The following is a 16,935-nucleotide window of genomic DNA, read 5'->3' as shown; positions in this document are numbered from 1 at the left end:
CCGGGATTCAGCGACCGGCCGATGTCGCGTCGCCGTCTGCGCCCAGCTCAGAACACCCTGAGCCGGCGAACAATGTCCAGCGACGACGAGTCACCCTCGGCCTGAACTCCCAGACTCTCCCAACTGCCGCGTTGGGTGATCCACCGGACGAAGGCCTGCGAATCCGACGTGACACGCGCAGCGACATCGCAGTGGCCGCCGATGTGCAGGGTGCGCCCGCACAGCCCGTCGAGGCTTACTTCTACTCCGGTGTGTAAGTCGTTGAGTAAGTGCACGTTCTGTTGCGGCAGCGCCGCTTCGATCCAGTCAAGGGTGGGGGCAAGCCGCAGCTCGTCGACGGGCGGCGGATCGCCTTCCAATGGCCCATCCGGCGAAAACAGGTCAAACCGGGTGTGAATGAAGGACTCGAAGACGAAGGTGGTCGGAACGATCGATGCCGGATAGGTCCCGACGTCGCCTATCGGTATATCGATGTCCTGAGTCTCGATTGCTGCGAGCATCTCCAGCCCTCGCGCGCTGACCGATTCATAATCGGCCACAACCTCTTTGGGAGTCATCGAACGCCGCGAGGCGACATACAGATCCGCCGCGCGCTCGGCAGGTATTTCGCCCGGGCTGGGCAGCGTCGACGGATCGACGGCCAGCCAGAAGCTGCATGCCATGTGCGACACGAGGTCCTGCACCGACCAGCCGGGGCATCCACTGTCTTTCTCCCACATCGCATCCGGCATCTGCGAACAAAGATCCAACACGACTCTGCGTTCTTCCGTTATGGCGTCGATTGTGGTGCTCATGCCTATCCTTCAGATACATACAGTATGTACTAACATACACACTGCATGTATGAAGTCAAGGGCGCTCCGCATCGTCTCGCCGGTGACGCGGGATCGATGGGACGGCGGTCACGGCGAGGTCCCATGGCGGGTAAGGCATTGGTCGTTATTGCACTGAGCTACAACGTCTTTGGCGCAATTTGGGTGCGGCGGCGCGAAGGGTGACCCAGTGGCGATCAGGGCGCGCCCGTCGGTCCACCGATCGAATTCCGCTGGGTGTGCCGACGCGACCTGAGGCGGCGAAATGATCTAGCTAGCAGCGTTCTTGTCGGTGATCCGGCGTTGCAACGCCTGTCCGGCCGGAAGCTGTGCCACGAGAGCGCGCAGCGCTGGCAGCGCAGCGGCGACCTGGTCCTCGCAACGAGCAAGGAACGCCGCTCCTCAGTGCCAGCGCAGCAACACGAGTTCAGAACACAAGCCAGGACCCATCGCGATCATCATGCCCGCGCTCTTACTGGGCGGCGGTATGGCGAGGGTGTCGCGCAGCACGTGCAGCACCGACGCCGACGACAGGTTGCCTACTTCGCCGAGCGAGCGCCAGCTCAGTGCGAGGGCATCCGGTGATAAGTCGAGGGCCTTGTTGATCGTTTCGAGGATTTTGGGGCCGCCGGGATGGACGACCCAGGCGCCGATGTCGGTGGTAGTCAAGCCATGCGTGGCCAGGAACGTGATGACGTCCTGGCCAATGTATTGCTGCAGTGCGGTCGCGACGTCTTTTGACAAGACCAGTTCAAACCCTGCGGTGCCCACGTTGTAGCCCATGTCGTGCAGCGAGTCGGGGTACAGACAACTGCGTGAATCGCGGATATCGGGGCCGGCGGCGCCGACATCTTCAGCGCGACGCTCGCCGACGGCGACCACCGCCGCAGCCCCGTCAGCAAATAGCGCACTGCCCACCGAACCGGCCAGCGTCGGCTTGTACCCGGGGTAGGTAAGTGAGCACAGCTCGACCGAAATCAGGGCTGCCACACCGTCGGGTGTACCGCGCAGGTAGTCGTGCAGCCGTGCTACCCCGGCCGCGCCGGCCACGCAGCCCAGGCCGAACAGCGGTACCCGCCGCACATCTTCGCGCAGGCCCAGCCGCCCGGCAATGCGAGCATCCAGCGACGGCACCGCCAGTCCGGTGACCGTCGTCGTAATAAGCGCGTCGAGGTCTTGGGGTTGCAGGCCCGCCTTGTTGAGCGCGCCGATCAGCGCCTCGCACCCGAGGTCTACGGCGTTCTTGATAAAGATCCGGTTCGCCTGGCCGAAGTCGGCCAGTGCCAGATACTGCTCTTTGGGCAGAACGAGGTGCCGACTGTTGACTTGGGCGCTGGCGTGTAGCTGTCGAATGATGTCTTCGTAATCGTCGAACCCTGGGATGCTGAGGAAAAGGTCGGTGAGCTCTCGCTGGGAATAGCGATGCGGTGGCAACGCACCAGACACGCCCGCGATGACACTAATTTCCCCCACCCTTTGATCCCCCACCCCTTGATCACGAAAATCTCGGCCGAACGGTTTAACCGGATCGCTTAAAAAAACTTTAGTCGGCTAGCGCTGCCGTAACACCGGTCAGTTGCCAGGGGCGGCAAAGGCTTGGGCTGTTCCGTCGCGGGCGGGACAGGCTGGCTCCCCTTCGCGACCGTGCGCAACCGCAGCAAAGCACCCAGGGGTCGGGCTCGCGGATGGCTGGATGCCATGGCCCACAAGCTGATCAAGTGCCTCCAGCCCGCTGGCATGCGCCGCACCTGATCACCCTCGTTCGTGGCGGCGCCACGTTCGAAGACGGCGAGCTCGTCGAGCGCCCCGAATGAACCGGGCGCTGACAAGACGGAACAGGATGCCGCCTGACGCTGGCCATCCACGATTCATCGATGTCTGGTGTGTCGTCGCGATGAGATTTGCCCGCCGGTGCAGTCTGAACTGGATGGGCAAACTCATCTATGGCTTCAACGTGTCGGTGGACGGGTACATCGCCGATGCACAAGGCAACATCGACTGGGCCGATCCGAGCGAGGAACTGCACCAGTACTGGAATGACTTGGAGCGCGAGACCGCCCTGTCGTTCTACGGGCGGCGGCTCTACCAACTGATGTCCGCGTACTGGCCCAGTGCCGACGAGGCCGCGAATGCTAGCCCGTTGATCGTTGACTACTCCCGCATCTGGCGCGACATGCCCAAGGTCGTGTTTTCGCACACCCTGGAGTCCGTCGACTGGAACTCCCGCCTGGAACGCGGCGACCCGGTCGAGGTGGTGACGAAGCTGAAAGCCGAAACCGACGGCAGGCTGGAGGTCGCCGGCGCGACGCTGGCCGCACCGATCGTGCAGGCCGGACTGGTGGACGAATACCGGATCGTGGTCGCACCCGCCGCCGTGGGCGGCGGCACCCCGTTCTTTCCAACGCTGCCGTCATGGATCTCGCTGCGGCTCTTGGAGAACCGCACCTTTCCGGGCGGCACGGTGCTGCTGCGCTACGAGGCGAAACAGGATTGATCGGACCGCTACTGCTTAGGCGACCGCTCGAACAACTGCGCCGCTGCGAACTCGGCAGTCAGCTGATGCCAGCGTCGCCACTGCCGGAGCAGGTTGTGATCGCCGTCAGCGCGCATCTTCAAAAGCTGCCATTGACCAATGTCACCATTTGATGTTGACTGCGTTGTATGACGGACGGCGTTCCGGCTCGCGGGTCGTTGAGGTCCCGCGGCGCGGCAGCGGTAAGTACGTACACCCTTCGGCCGATCACCAGCGTGATTCCGCCCGAACGCGCCTGGGGGCTGTGGTTATCGCGCCAGATCGTTGCCAGAATCATGGGGACCTTCGGGCCGTCGCTCGCGGGCACCCGTGTCGAGCCGGTAGACGTCAGGCTTCCCGACGGCCGCCGCGTCAAGGGTGAATGGGTCTATGGGCCGCGAACACCCACAAGCGAAACCGAGCGCTCATCGATCAGCGAGGGTGCGATCTACTACGTCCACGGCAGCGGATACGCCGTGTGTTCGCCAAAGACGCACCGACGGTTGACATCCTGGCTATCCGCCCTGACCGGCCTTCCGGTGTTCTGCATCGACTACCGACTTGCACCGCGTCATCGCTTCCCCACCGCTGCCGACGACGTCCGCGCGGGCTGGGACTGGCTGGTCAATACCTGTGGCGTCTCCCCGAAACAGATTGTGATAGCAGGAGATTCGGCGGGCGGTCACCTGTCGGTGGACTTGCTGCTGCAGTCCGAGGTCGAGCACCCCGCCGCCATGGTGCTGTTGTCCCCCCTGTACGACCTCACGTTCGAACTGGCGCTGGCCCGTGAACGGATACGCCCCGATCCCGCCACCCGGGCGGCGAACGCGGTCCGCCTGGTCGGCCTCTATCACAGCGGCACCGACTTGACCCACCAGCGGTTGACGCTCGACGTCGCCCGCGGCGCCGCGCTTCCGCCCACCCTGGTCCAGGCCGGTGGCGCCGAAATGCTGCAGGAGGACGCGCGCCAGCTCGCCGCCGACATCCGCACCGCCGGCGGCAGATGCGAACTGCAGATCTGGCCCCATCAGGTGCACGTCTTTCAGGCGTTGCCGCGCATGACGCCCGAGGCCGCCAAGGCCATGGCCTACGTGGCGCGATTCATCGCTCACGCCCTGCAGGATGCGCGCGCCGTCACCGAGGAGGTCCACTGACCATGTTCGGCCCCCTGGACAGACTGTTCGATCGGTCGAAAACCAGCCGCGGCGCGTCCGCGGTGGTGACCGGCGCCGGAAGCGGCATCGGTGCCGCCTTCGCCATCGAACTCGGCAAGCGCGGCGGCGCAGTGGTGTGCAGTGACATAGACGAAGCGGCCGCGCAGCGGACGGCGGACACGATCAACGAGCACGGTGCGAAGGCGGTCGCAATCCGTTGCGACGTATCGCGATTCGACGACGTACAAGCGTTGGCCGAACAGTCGCAGTCCTGGTTCGCCGCGCCACCCACTCTGGTGATCAACAACGCCGGCGTCGGTGCGGGCGGCGCCGCCATCGGCGAAGCGCCGCTGGACGACTGGCTGTGGACCCTGGGTATCAACTTGTGGGGCCCCATTCACGGCTGCCACGTGTTCACCCCGATCCTGCGCGAGGCCGAACCGTCGCACGCGCCGCGGGGCATTATCAATGTGGCCTCCGCCGCGGCGTTCGGTGCGGCGCCCGGCATGGCCGCCTATAACGTCAGCAAGGCCGGTGTGCTCTCACTCTCGGAAACCCTCGCCGCGGAGTTGGCCGGCACGCCGGTGCGGGTCACCGTGCTGTGCCCGACCTTCGTCAAGACCAACATCATCGAGTCCGGCCGCATCAGCGAGCAGTCGAGCGAACTGGCCGGAAAATTGATGCGCTGGACCGGATTATCGGCGGAGAAGGTCGCACGCACCTGCTTGGACGCCCACGACCGCGGCGAGCTGTACTGCATGCCACAGTTCGACGCCAAAATCGGCTGGAACATCAAACGCCTGGCCCCACAGACCTATACGCGTGCGGCCGGCCGGGTGTCCCGAATCAACCTGCCCTGATCACCCGACGCAAAGGAGCGTTTTGATGGCCATCGACATGGAAGCCATGCTCGCCAAGATCAAGGATCGACAGTGGGCGCTCGCCGACATCGATTGGGACGCACCCGGTGCCGACACGATCACCGATGAGCAGCGGCCCCAACTCAAGGCGTTCATGGCCGACCTGTGCTGGATCGAAAACATCGGCGCCAGAGGATTCGCGGCGCTGGCCAAGAAGGCACCCACCCCCACCATCGGCGAGATCTACCGCTACTTCCACGCCGAGGAGCAGCGGCACGCCAACGCCGAACTAGCGCTGATGAAGCGCTGGGGCATGCTCGAGGACGGCGAGGTTCCCGAGCCGAACGTCAACATCCGACTGGCGATCGACTGGCTGGACCGCTGGGCCGACGACATGCCACTGTCACTGCTCGGCACCGTCATCCCGATGCTGGAAGTCGCGCTGGACGGCGCACTGCTGAAATTCCTCCTCGACGAGGTACACGACCCGGTGTGCCATCGGGTCTTCGAGAAAATCAACAACGACGAATCACGCCATCTAGTGGTCGATTTCGAAGTTCTCGACATGATCGGTCACGCGAAGATCCGACGAATGCTGATCGACTTCATCGGCCACAACGCAACCCCGGGCCTCATCATCGGCGCGGTGATGGGGGCACCGCTGATCAACAGAATCCGCAACGAGATCGTCGCCATGGGCATGGAGCCCGAGCGACTCTATAGGGCCGTCAAGCGATTCAAGGAACTGGGCGACCGCGCCGAGCACGCCAGGCGGGTACCGACCTACCGGTTCCTGAGGCGCTACGCCGGAGTGGTGACGAATCCCCGCCACCCCTACCACCTGCTGGCCAATTCGATGGTCTGGCTGTCCGAGCGGTACCCGCGGCCGCTGCTGCCGTCGGTACCCACCTGGGTCCGCGAAGTCACTCACGAGCCGGCGGCATGACCATGGCAAAGGCACACACCTACGCGACGCTCATCGTGGGAGCCGGCTTCAGCGGTCTGGGCGCGGCGATCAAGCTCGCCCAGGCCGGCGTCGACGACGTCGTCATCCTGGAGCGCAGCGACCGAGTCGGCGGAACCTGGCGCGACACAAGCTATCCCGGTGCCAGCTGCGACATTCCGTCGCTGCTGTACTCGTTCTCGTTCGTCAAGAATCCGACCTGGTCGCGGACCTACTCGCCCGCCGACGAGATCCGCAACCACCTCGAAGAGATGGCCGACCGATTCGACATCCGTCGCCACGTTCAGTTCGGGCAGGAAGTCACCGGGCTGTCCTTCGACGAGGACGCCGGCGTGTGGACCGCAACCACGGCCGCCCGCAAGCGCTTTCGGGCCCGCACGGTGATCCTTGCGTCCGGCCCGCTGCCGGATTCCAGCTTCCCCGACATCCGCGGCATCGAGACCTACCGGGGCCACAAGATTCACAGCGCCCACTGGGACTCCGATTACGACTTCGCCGGCAAGCGGGTGGGGGTCATCGGCACCGGTGCCAGTGCGATCCAGATCATCCCCGAACTGGTCAAGCAGGCCGAGTTCGTCAAGGTGTTCCAGCGCACGCCGGGTTGGGTGCTTCCCCGCTTCGACTTCCCGACGCCGCCCGCGGTACAGGAGGCCTTCGCCAAAGCGCCTGCGTTGCAACAGCTTGCGCGCCAGGCGCTGTATTGGGGGCACGAGGCAAGCGCGACGGCGTTGGTGTGGAACACGCCGTTGACCTCGGTGGTCGCCCGGCTGGGCAAGATGCACCTGCGCCGACAGGTCAAAGACCCATGGCTGCGCCGCCAGCTGACGCCGGACTTCACCCCCGGCTGCAAGCGGATGCTGGTGTCCAGTGACTACTACCCCGCCCTTCAACGCGACAACTGCAAGCTGATCGACTGGCCGATCGCGACGCTCAGCCCGGTCGGTCTACGCACCAGCGATGGCATCGAACACCACTTGGATTGCCTGGTGTTCGCCACCGGCTACGACGTGCATCTGACGGGTCCGCCGTTCCCGGTCACCGGTTTGGGTGGACGTTCGCTGAGCGCCGAATGGGCCGATGGCGCACAGGCTTACAAGAGCGCCAGCGCGCACGGTTACCCGAACCTGTTCTTCATGACAGGCCCGAACTCCGGGCCCGGTCACAATTCGCTGCTGGTCTACATCGAAGGGCAACTCGACTACGCCGTCCGTGGCATCACGACCATTCTGGAGGGCGACCTGCGTTACCTCGACGTTCGCCAGGACGTACAGCGCCGCTATAACGAACGCATTCAGCGGCGGCTAACCAAGACGACCTGGATGTCGGGTTGCAGCAGTTGGTATTTGACCAAGGACGGACGCAACGTCTCGATGTACCCCGGGTTTGCCACGCAGTATCTTCGTCAGATGCGGGATTTCCGGTACCAGGACTATCAGGCGGTGGCACATCACGCGAAGGCACAGGCCACCGCGTCGGCCTGAGATGCCGTACTGACATGGCCACCGAACGCGCCGCGCGGCCCGAACCCGGCACCATCGCCAGCGTGCTGCACAACGTGCGGCGCGCACCCAAACGGGTTCGGCGCCAATCGCGGGAATACCGCCAACTCATCGAGGGGGCGGTGTCACAGCTCTTCGATGCGGCGGCCCGGCACCCGCACGGCACGGCAAACTCCGGCGAATACCGGATCGACGACCTGGCCCGGCTGGCCGGTACCACCACCCGCAACATCCGCGTCTACCGCGACCGCGGGCTGCTGCCGCCACCCCTGCGAGTGGGCCGCATCGCGCTGTTCAACGACACCCACCTGACCCGGCTGCGGCTCATCACCTCGATGCTCGACCGCGGGTACAACATCGCACACGTGCGAGAAATGCTCAGCGCGTGGGAAGAAGGCAAGAACCTCGGCGACGTGCTGGGCCTCGAGACCGCGATCGTCGGCGCCTGGACCACCGAAAAGCCGGAAACGATGACGCTGGCCGACGCCCGGCGACTGGTCGACGACCCCGACGCGTTCGAACGCCTGGTGGCGCTGCAGGTGATCCGGATCGACGGGACGCAAGCCACCGTCACCCGCCCGAAGCTCATCGAAGCCTTCAACGAAATACGCGGCTATGGCGTCGAGATCGACAAGCTCATCGACCTCCACGAGCAGATCGTCCCGGAGATCGACAAGATCAGCGACATGCTGGTGCGTGCCGGGGCCGAACACGTGCTGGATCGCATCAAGCCCGGTGAACCGCTGCCGGCCGACGCCGAAATCGCCGAGCTGATCACCATGCTGGTGCGCTTCCGAACGCAAGCCGTGGCGACCGTCACCGCCACGCTCGCCTCGTCGATCGAATCCAGTATCGAATCGCTCGTCGGCCGCATCTTGGCCGACTACCTGGAATCGAGCTCCTCGGCCTGAGCACGTGGCTGTCAAGCCACGCTAAAGCTCTTGGCGCGCAATCAGATACGGCGCGAGTGTGGAGAGCTTTTCGCAGGTCTCTTCGAACTCGCGGTCGGGTGTGGACTCCCCGATGATGCCCGCACCTGCCCGCAGCCAGGTCCTGCGGTCGTGTTCGTAGGCTGCCCGCAGCGTCAGCGCCGCATCAAGCCCACCGTCGGCTGAAAACATGACGACCGCACCCGAATACAGGCCGCGAGGCCCCTCGTCGAGGCGCATGATCGCTTCTACCCCATTCGCTTTCGGAATGCCCGATGCGGTGACGGCCGGGAACAGTGCTTCGAGCGCATCCATCCGGTCATTTCCCGTACCCAGCTGACCGCTGACCGTGGAGCCGAGGTGCTGCACGCTCCCCCGTTCCCGCACCGTCATGAAATCGGTGACGACGGCGGTGCCCGGCTCGGCGATCTCGGCCATTTCCTGCAGCGAGCTTCGCACTGAAATAGCGTGCTCGACAATCTCTTTGGAATTGGACTCCAGGTCGTCGCGCGCCTGGCGGTCACGGACCTCGCCATGGCCGAGCGCACGGGTGCCCGCCAACGGTTCGGTTACCACGAGCCCGTCGCGATGGACCGCGGCGACCAGTTCGGGGCTATAACCGACGGCGCGAATGCCACCCAGCCGCAGCAGGAACGACCGCACCGGGGTGTTGTGCCGTCGGGCCAGCCGATAGGTGGACGGGAAATCAAGCGGGAAAGGCACTTCGAGGGACCGGGAAAGGATCACCTTGTGGTAGCGGCCCGCGGCGATCTCGCCGACGGCCGACGCCACCCGATCACGATAGGCGGACGGGTCAGCCCCCACGTCGACCGCCGAGGCGACGCGCACGTCGGGCACTCCGGCGGCCAGCACGCCCAGCACTTCGTCCCGGTGGCTCGCCGACGCACCGAACAGCCGGACCTCCTCCCGGGTCACCACGATGCGGCCACGCGGCCAAAACACCCGGGCCAGTGCGGTTCCCGGTGCCAGGCGCTGCTGCAGCCCGTAGCGGTACACGCCGAATTCGAAGGCGATCCAGCCGAAGAGCTGGTCGGTTTCCAGCAACAGCCGGTCGATGGCCTCGCCGAGAACCGGCCCGGGCCTGCCCGACCATTGTTGGCTTCGGGTCACGCCGTCGCGGCTCACTCGCAGCTCGTCGCTGTCCAGCTCGATCATGGCGCGTATGCCCGTGGCCAGCACCCATTCACCGCCGCGCTCGTAGAGCAGATACTCTTCGCCGGCGCGCTCGGACAGTTTCGCGACGAGCTCGGCCGCAAGATCGGCCGGATCGATATGCAAGGGGAGCGGAATCGACGGCGACTCAGAGCCGGCGGAACTTGTCTCGACGCTGACCTCGGTCACGGTTAGTAAATGTAGCCTAACCTATGTAGCCACGCGCAACCGATCCCCCGAACAGTGCCCCGATTGCCTGAGTTCTGCCCGCCCAGATGCGAGCGGCTGTGCGGATCGCGACTCCGAGTGTTTCCCAGTCGTTTACATCGCCGCCGCACAATAAGCGGCTTCGACAGCCAGACTTTTCTTAGCTCAATTCCAAACGCAGAGCGAATTAACTCCACAGTAAATGCACAGTATTCTCACACCAAACTGGTGGCGTCCGAGGGCCGAAAACAAGAGAACTCTTGCCGGGTTGATTTCGTCTTGACCTGCGTTTTGGCGACCGTGGGCAGGCGATGAAGGCGTCGTTGCCCGGCGCGTGTTCGAGTGGCGACCAGTCAGCGGCGGGGATAAATTCTTGACGGTCGTCGCGATGTTTCGTGGTTGCTCCGCTTGCGGACGGTGCTTCCCCAGATCAGCGCTCTAACCAACGGAGGCATCGATGCTGCAGGAGTTCTGGCACAACTTCACCCATAACCTGTTCAAACCGCTACTGCTGTTCTTTTACTTCGGGTTCCTGATTCCCATTCTCAAAGTGCGGTTCGAGTTCCCCTACGTCATCTATCAGGGGTTGACCATGTATCTGTTGCTGGCCATCGGCTGGCACGGCGGGGAAGAACTCGCACAGGTCAGCGCATCGAGCGTCGGGGCCATCGTGGGGTTCATGGTCCTGGGCTTCGCACTGAACTGCCTGATCGGCGGCCTGGCCTACCTGGGCCTCAGCCGACTCAAATCCCTCCGAAAAGTCGATCGCGCAACCATCGCCGGCTATTACGGGTCGGATTCAGCGGGCACCTTCGCCACCTGCGTGGCCGTCCTGGCCGCGGTGAACGTCGCTTTCAACGCCTACATGCCGGTGATGCTGGCGGTGATGGAGATCCCGGGCTGCTTGGTCGCGCTGTATTTCGTGGCGCGACTTCGCCATCGGGGCATGGATTCCGCGGGCTACATGCCCGACGAGGCCGGCTACACACCGCCCGTCAAGGTCGGGGTCGGGCCCGGCACCGCCGCGCGTCCGCCGCAGGGCCAGAGCCTCGAGAGCCAGGAGGAAGCCGCCATCGAGCAGGAGCTGGAGCTCTCGCTGGAAAAGCTGGAACACGCCGATTGGGAGCCCGATCCGAGGCCTGCGCGCACCACGGGCAAGCGGGTGCCGATTTTTTCCCGGGAGCTGTTCCAGGAGGTTTTCCTCAATCCCGGCCTCGTCCTGTTGATGGGCGGCATCATCATCGGCCTGGTCAGTGGACTGCAGGGGCAGAAGGTCGTCGCCGACGACGACAAATTCTTCGTGCTGGCCTTCCAGGGGCGTGCTGTGTCTATTCCTGCTCGAGATGGGAATGACGGCGTCGCGCAAGTTGAAGGACCTTCGCAGCGCGGGTCCCGGTTTCATCGTCTTCGGCCTGGTGGCGCCGAATGTCTTTGCGACACTGGGCATCATCGTCGCCTGCAGCTACGCATCGCTGACCCACACCGACTTCAAGACCGGGACATACGTGTTATTCGCCGTTCTGTGCGGCGCGGCGTCCTACATCGCGGTCCCCGCGGTGCAGCGCCTGGCGATCCCCGAGGCGAGCCCGACGCTACCGCTAGCCGCATCCCTGGGCCTGACGTTCTCCTACAACGTCACCGTGGGGATCCCGCTTTACATCGAGATAGCCCGCGCCTTCGAGCACTGGTTCGGCGTCTGACCGCACGGACAACGCCGCTAGGCCAACAGCGTTCGCACCACCGCGTCGGCCAGCAGCCGTCCCCGCGGAGTCAGGACCAGCCTCTCACCGTCGGACACCAACAACCCGTCGGCAACCACACCCTGGGCGCGGCCGCGCTCGGCAGCGCTCAGCAGGTCAATTGGAAGGCCTTGACGCAGCCGGGTTTTCAGTAACACGTCCTCGGTGTGCAAGGTGTCGGCGTCGAGCTGCTCGAACCCGGCCACCGGCAGCGCCGCGGCGCCCAACCTCTCCGCATAAGCGTTGGGGTGCTTGACGTTCCACCAACGCGTCGTACCGACGTACCCGTGTGCGCCCGGCCCAGCGCCCCACCACTGGCCGCCGTCCCAATAGCCGAGATTGTGCCGGCACTCACCGCCGGGCCGCGACCAGTTGGACACCTCGTACCAGGACAGTCCCGCCTGCGACAGCCGCGCATCCACCAATTCGTAGCGATGCGCCAACACGTCGTCATCCGGTGCGGCCAGTTCGCCGCGCCGGACTCGCCGAGCCAGAGCGGTGCCGTCCTCGACCACCAGCGCATAGGCGGACACGTGATCCACGCCGGTCTCGACGGCGGTATCGACCGAGCGCAACAGGTCGTCGTCGGACTCCCCCGGAGTCCCGTAGATCAAATCGAGGCTGACATGCCCGAATCCCGCGGCCAGCGCCTCGCGGGCCGCGGCTGCTGACCGGTTCGGCGTGTGGATGCGGTCAAGGACACCCAGCACGTGCGGCGCCACCGACTGCATCCCCAGCGATACCCGGGTGTAGCCGGCCGCTCGGATGGCGTCGAAGAAATCGGGCCATGCCGACTCGGGATTGGCCTCGGTGGTGACCTCAACATCCGGAGCCAACGTGAAGTGCTGACGCACCATGCCCAGCAGCGTCGCCATCCGCGGTCCCCCGAGCAGCGAAGGCGTCCCGCCACCGACGAACACCGTATTCACCGGCGGCGCCTGCAATCTCGCGGCGGCCAGTTCCAGTTCCGCCCCCAGCGCGCTGAGCCAGGCGTCCGGATTCACGCCACCCAGCTCGGCCGGGGTGTAAGTATTGAAATCGCAGTAGCCGCAACGTGTTACGCAGAACGGGACATGCACGTAAATCCCAAACGGCCGCCCGGCGACCACCCCGATGTCGGGCAGGTCGACCGGCTTCTCGCGAATGGCCATGCCAAATGATCCCACGACGAACGTGTCGGCCCCGGGCCGTCGGTTCGGCTGCGGCACCCGCCGCCCTCAGCGAAGGATCGGATTGAAGGGTATGCGAGTGCGATTTACCAGAATTGCACGGTATTTTTAATCACCGTGAGCCGAGATTTGACCTGCTCGCACGGCCCTTCGGCATCCATGGCACAATGGTGGCGTGACTGTCGCCCAGCCCAGCCCGCACATGGTGCTCGTGGCGCGACGGCACATTGATCTCAAGCGCGTCTGCAGCTGTATCTGTCTGCCTTGACGTGGTAGACCCAGCCCCCTGTGTCTCCAGCTGGCCGAGGTTCCGCGCCGCCCAAAAGTGCCGGTGAACTGTGCTGGCCGCGCTGGCGATCTTGTTGAAGGAGAGAACTTCCGATGACCACCGCCCGACCCGCGAAGGCCCGTAACGAGGGCCAATGGGCACTGGGGAATCGTGAGCCGCTGAACCCGAACGAAGAGATGAAGCAGGCCGGCGCCCCGCTGGACGTGCGGGAGCGCATCGAGACGATCTATGCCCGCGACGGCTTCGACAGCATCGACAAGAGCGACCTGCGCGGGCGCTTCCGCTGGTGGGGCCTCTACACCCAGCGCGAACAGGGCTACGACGGCACGTTCACCGGCGACGACAACGCCGAATTGCTGGAGGCGAAGTACTTCATGATGCGGGTGCGCTGCGACGGCGGCGCGCTCTCGGCGGCCGCGCTGCGCACTGTGGGCCAAATCTCCACCGAATTCGCCCGCGACACCGCCGACATCACCGACCGCGAGAATGTGCAGTACCACTGGATCGAGGTCCAGAACGTCCCCGAAATCTGGCGGCGGCTGACCGAGGTCGGGCTGCAGACCGCCGAGGCGTGCGGTGACTGCCCCCGGGTGATCCTGGGCTCACCGCTGGCCGGGGAGTCGCTCGACGAAGTGCTCGACCCCAGCTGGGCGATCGAGGAGATCGCGCGCCGCTACATCGGCCAGCCCGACTTCGCCGACCTGCCGCGCAAGTACAAGACCGCGATCTCGGGCCTGCAGGATGTGGTGCACGAGGTCAACGACATCGCGTTCATCGGCGTCAACCACCCCGAGCACGGCCCCGGGCTGGACCTGTGGGTCGGTGGCGGGCTGTCGACCAACCCGATGCTGGCCCAGCGGGTCGGCGCCTGGGTGCCGCTCGAAGACGTGCCCGACGTGTGGAACGCGGTCACCTCGATCTTCCGCGACTACGGCTACCGACGACTGCGGTCCAAGGCGCGGCTGAAGTTCCTCATCAAGGACTGGGGCATCGAGAAATTCCGCGAAGTCCTCGAAACCGAGTACCTCAAGCGTCCGCTGATCGACGGCCCGGCTCCCGAGCCGCTGAAGCGCCCGATCGACCACGTCGGCGTGCAGCGGCTCAAGAACGGGCTCAACGCGGTGGGCGTCGCCTCGATCGCGGGACGGGTGTCGGGCACCATCCTCACCGCCGTGGCCGACCTCGCCGAGGGGGCCGGGTCGGACCGGATCCGGCTCACCCCGTACCAGAAGCTGGTCATCCTCGACGTGCCCGACGACAAGCTCGACGAGCTGATCGCGGGCCTCGAGGCGCTCGGCATGCACACTCAGCCGTCACATTGGCGCCGGAATGTGATGGCGTGCACAGGGATTGAGTTCTGCAAGTTGTCCTTCGCCGAAACCCGGGTCAAGGCGCAGTCTTTGGTGCCCGACTTGGAGCGCCGCCTCGCGGACGTCAACGAGCAACTCGACGTGCCGATCACCGTCAACCTCAACGGTTGCCCCAATTCGTGTGCGCGCATTCAGGTCGCCGACATCGGGCTCAAGGGCCAAATGGTCGACGACGGAAACGGCGGCTCCGTCGAGGCTTTCCAGGTGCACCTGGGCGGAAGCCTGGGCCTGGACAGCGGGTTCGGCCGAAAGCTGCGCCAGCACAAGGTCACCAGCGACGAGCTCGGCGACTACATCGAGCGGGTAACACGCAACTTCCTGAAATATCGCGGTGAGGGTGAACGTTTCGCACAGTGGGCTATGAGGGCAGACGAGGACGATTTGCGATGAGCGAACGAACGACCAGGCTTCCGGAAGCCGAGCTGCGCGCGCTTGCCGCTCGCGGCGCGGCCGAGCTGGAAGGCGCCACCGCCGCCGACGTGTTGCGGTGGACTGACCAGACATTCGGCGGCGTCAATGGGCCCCGCGGCTGGGCCACCTGCAACTATGTGGTGGCCTCCAGCATGCAGGAGGCCGTGTTGATCGATCTGGCGGCCAAGGCGCGTCCGGGTGTGCCGGTAGTGTTCCTGGACACCGGATATCACTTCGTGGAGACCATCGGCACCCGGGACGCGATCGAGTCCGTGTATGACATCCGGGTGCTCAACGTCACTCCCGAGCAGAGCGTCGCCGAGCAGGACAAACTGCGGGGCAAGGATCTGTTCGCGCGCGACCCGGGAGAATGCTGCCGGCTGCGCAAGGTCGAGCCGCTCGGCAAGACGCTGCGCGGGTACTCGGCGTGGGTGACGGGGCTGCGCCGGTCGGAGACGGCGACGCGCGCCAACGCACCGGTGGTCGGCTTCGACGAGGGCTTCAAGCTGGTGAAGGTCAACCCGATGGCGACGTGGACCGACGAAGATGTGCAGAACTACATCGACGAGCACGGCGTTCTGGTCAATCCGCTTATCTACGAAGGCTATTCATCGATCGGCTGCGAGCCCTGCACGGCCAAGCCGCTGGCGGGCGCCGACCCGCGCAGCGGTCGCTGGCAGGGACGCGCCAAGACGGAATGCGGATTGCACGCCTCTTAGCTCCCGCGTGCACCCCGGCGACCTCGGCGGTTACGCCGACGTCAGCGTGTTGTCATCTTCGTCGGCCCCGTGCGCGCGGCTAGCGTCGGCGGAATCAAGGGCGATCGGCGGAACGCGGGTGGCGCGCACGTAGACGGTGTCGCCGTCGCGCAGGGCCAGCGCCTCGGCGTCGCCGCGGGTGATCTGGGCGGTGAAGAAGCCGCCGGTGGCGGCACTGGTCAGCTCGACCCGTACCTCGAAACCCAGCGTGACCACGCGGTCGACGACGGCGCGCACCACCCCGACGGAATCGGCGGTGCCGTCCCCGCCGGCGATCGCCATCTGGGGGTTGCGACCCACCCGGATGTCGTGCGGGCGTACCAGGGTGCCGTTCAGGGTGGAGACCGCACCGAGGAACGACATCACGAACGCGTTCGCCGGGGTGTCATAGACGTCGGTCGGTGAACCGATCTGCTCGATGCGGCCCTGGTTGAGCACCGCGATGCGGTCGGCGACGTCCAATGCCTCGGCCTGGTCGTGGGTCACCAGCACCGTGGTCACGTGCACCTCGTCGTGCAGGCGCCGCAACCACGCTCGCAGGTCCTCGCGCACCTTGGCGTCCAGCGCTCCGAACGGCTCGTCGAGCAGCAGCACCTGCGGATCGACGGCCAGCGCCCGCGCCAGTGCCATCCGCTGGCGCTGACCGCCGGACAGCTGGTTGGGGTAACGGGCCGCAAGCCCGCTCAGTCCAACCACTTCCAGCAGATTGTCGACTTTGGCTTTGATCTCGGCCTTGGGTCGCTTGCGGACCTTGAGCCCGTAGGCCACGTTGTCGCGGACCGTCAAGTGCTTGAACGCCGCGTAGTGCTGGAACACGAATCCGATGCCGCGGCGCTGGGGGGGCACCCGGGTCACGTCGCGGCCGTAGATGGTGACGGTTCCGGTGTCGGGCTGGTCGAGGCCGGCGATGGTACGCAGCAGGGTCGACTTTCCCGAACCGCTGGGACCCAGCAAGGCCGTCAGCGAGCCGGTGGGCACGACGAAGTCGACGTGGTCCAGGGCGACGTAATCGCCATAGCGTTTGTTGGCATCACGCACGATGATGGCGAGGTCGTCGCGGTTGGAGCCGGCGTCGGTCACGGTCATTCC

General features: G+C 65.3%; 15 protein-coding genes and 1 pseudogene. 10 read left to right on the top strand and 6 right to left on the bottom strand.

Annotation, left to right across the window (positions count from 1 at the left end; all coding sequences use genetic code 11):
• Positions 1-47: 47 nt before the first annotated feature.
• The 3 genes from AC5Y4T_RS03220 to AC5Y4T_RS03210 form a co-directional block, all read right to left on the bottom strand.
• The gene (locus tag AC5Y4T_RS03220; protein ID WP_499952055.1) at positions 48-794 is read right to left on the bottom strand and encodes a maleylpyruvate isomerase family mycothiol-dependent enzyme; all 747 of its coding nucleotides are present in this window, start codon (positions 792-794) and stop codon (positions 48-50) included.
• Between the two features lie 108 nt (positions 795-902).
• Positions 903-1,079 (bottom strand): malic enzyme-like NAD(P)-binding protein, encoded by a 177-nt coding sequence (locus AC5Y4T_RS03215; RefSeq protein WP_499916695.1) that lies wholly within the window; start codon positions 1,077-1,079, stop codon positions 903-905.
• Between the two features lie 135 nt (positions 1,080-1,214).
• Positions 1,215-2,276, bottom strand: coding sequence for a type III polyketide synthase (locus tag AC5Y4T_RS03210; RefSeq protein WP_499916693.1), 1,062 nt, complete (start codon positions 2,274-2,276; stop codon positions 1,215-1,217).
• Positions 2,277-2,739: 463 nt separating this feature from the next.
• Here AC5Y4T_RS03210 and AC5Y4T_RS03205 point away from each other — a divergent pair, with 463 nt between their 5' ends.
• The 6 genes from AC5Y4T_RS03205 (at position 2,740) to AC5Y4T_RS03180 (ending at position 8,712) form a co-directional block, all read left to right on the top strand.
• Complete coding sequence (locus tag AC5Y4T_RS03205) at positions 2,740-3,306, top strand: dihydrofolate reductase family protein (protein WP_499915474.1); 567 nt, start codon at positions 2,740-2,742, stop codon at positions 3,304-3,306.
• A 167-nt stretch (positions 3,307-3,473) separates the two neighbouring features.
• On the top strand, positions 3,474-4,478 hold the full coding sequence (locus tag AC5Y4T_RS03200) for an alpha/beta hydrolase (protein ID WP_499915472.1): 1,005 nt from the start codon (positions 3,474-3,476) through the stop codon (positions 4,476-4,478).
• Positions 4,479-4,480: 2 nt separating this feature from the next.
• Positions 4,481-5,338: an SDR family NAD(P)-dependent oxidoreductase gene (locus AC5Y4T_RS03195; RefSeq protein ID WP_499915470.1), complete on the top strand. Its 858-nt coding sequence runs from the start codon at positions 4,481-4,483 to the stop codon at positions 5,336-5,338.
• Between the two features lie 25 nt (positions 5,339-5,363).
• A complete protein-coding gene (locus tag AC5Y4T_RS03190; RefSeq protein WP_499915468.1) occupies positions 5,364-6,284 on the top strand; it encodes a ferritin-like domain-containing protein in 921 nt (306 codons plus the stop codon).
• Positions 6,281-7,783: a flavin-containing monooxygenase gene (locus AC5Y4T_RS03185; RefSeq protein WP_499915466.1), complete on the top strand. Its 1,503-nt coding sequence runs from the start codon at positions 6,281-6,283 to the stop codon at positions 7,781-7,783. Before AC5Y4T_RS03190 ends, AC5Y4T_RS03185 begins: the two co-directional genes overlap by 4 nt.
• A 14-nt stretch (positions 7,784-7,797) precedes the next feature.
• Positions 7,798-8,712, top strand: coding sequence for a MerR family transcriptional regulator (locus AC5Y4T_RS03180; protein ID WP_499915465.1), 915 nt, complete (start codon positions 7,798-7,800; stop codon positions 8,710-8,712).
• 21 nt (positions 8,713-8,733) lie between these two features.
• On the opposite strand, the gene AC5Y4T_RS03175 is transcribed toward AC5Y4T_RS03180, so the two are convergent.
• Positions 8,734-10,092 (bottom strand): salicylate synthase, encoded by a 1,359-nt coding sequence (locus tag AC5Y4T_RS03175; protein ID WP_499915464.1) that lies wholly within the window; start codon positions 10,090-10,092, stop codon positions 8,734-8,736.
• 475 nt (positions 10,093-10,567) lie between these two features.
• Here AC5Y4T_RS03175 and AC5Y4T_RS03170 point away from each other — a divergent pair.
• Positions 10,568-11,810, top strand: a pseudogene (locus AC5Y4T_RS03170) (sodium-dependent bicarbonate transport family permease).
• Positions 11,811-11,827: 17 nt separating this feature from the next.
• Here AC5Y4T_RS03170 and hemW read toward each other — a convergent pair.
• The gene (gene hemW / locus AC5Y4T_RS03165) at positions 11,828-13,000 is read right to left on the bottom strand and encodes a radical SAM family heme chaperone HemW (protein ID WP_499915462.1); all 1,173 of its coding nucleotides are present in this window, start codon (positions 12,998-13,000) and stop codon (positions 11,828-11,830) included.
• A 220-nt stretch (positions 13,001-13,220) separates the two neighbouring features.
• Here hemW and AC5Y4T_RS03160 point away from each other — a divergent pair, with 220 nt between their 5' ends.
• The 3 genes from AC5Y4T_RS03160 to AC5Y4T_RS03150 all read left to right on the top strand — a co-directional run bounded on the left by AC5Y4T_RS03160 (position 13,221) and on the right by AC5Y4T_RS03150 (position 15,807).
• Positions 13,221-13,286: an Ms4527A family Cys-rich leader peptide gene (locus tag AC5Y4T_RS03160; protein WP_353852123.1), complete on the top strand. Its 66-nt coding sequence runs from the start codon at positions 13,221-13,223 to the stop codon at positions 13,284-13,286.
• Positions 13,287-13,399: 113 nt separating this feature from the next.
• Positions 13,400-15,067 (top strand): nitrite/sulfite reductase, encoded by a 1,668-nt coding sequence (locus tag AC5Y4T_RS03155; protein ID WP_499915461.1) that lies wholly within the window; start codon positions 13,400-13,402, stop codon positions 15,065-15,067.
• Positions 15,064-15,807: a phosphoadenylyl-sulfate reductase gene (locus AC5Y4T_RS03150; protein ID WP_499915460.1), complete on the top strand. Its 744-nt coding sequence runs from the start codon at positions 15,064-15,066 to the stop codon at positions 15,805-15,807. Before AC5Y4T_RS03155 ends, AC5Y4T_RS03150 begins: the two co-directional genes overlap by 4 nt.
• 30 nt (positions 15,808-15,837) lie before the next feature.
• On the opposite strand, the gene AC5Y4T_RS03145 is transcribed toward AC5Y4T_RS03150, so the two are convergent.
• Positions 15,838-16,932, bottom strand: coding sequence for a sulfate/molybdate ABC transporter ATP-binding protein (locus AC5Y4T_RS03145; protein WP_499915458.1), 1,095 nt, complete (start codon positions 16,930-16,932; stop codon positions 15,838-15,840).
• Between the last annotated feature and the right edge of the window lie 3 nt (positions 16,933-16,935).

It is taken from the genome of Mycobacterium sp. NGS11 (genome assembly GCF_059813315.1).
The sequence above is the reverse complement of the archived record's forward strand: the minus strand, read 5'-3'. Positions and strand labels throughout refer to the sequence as shown.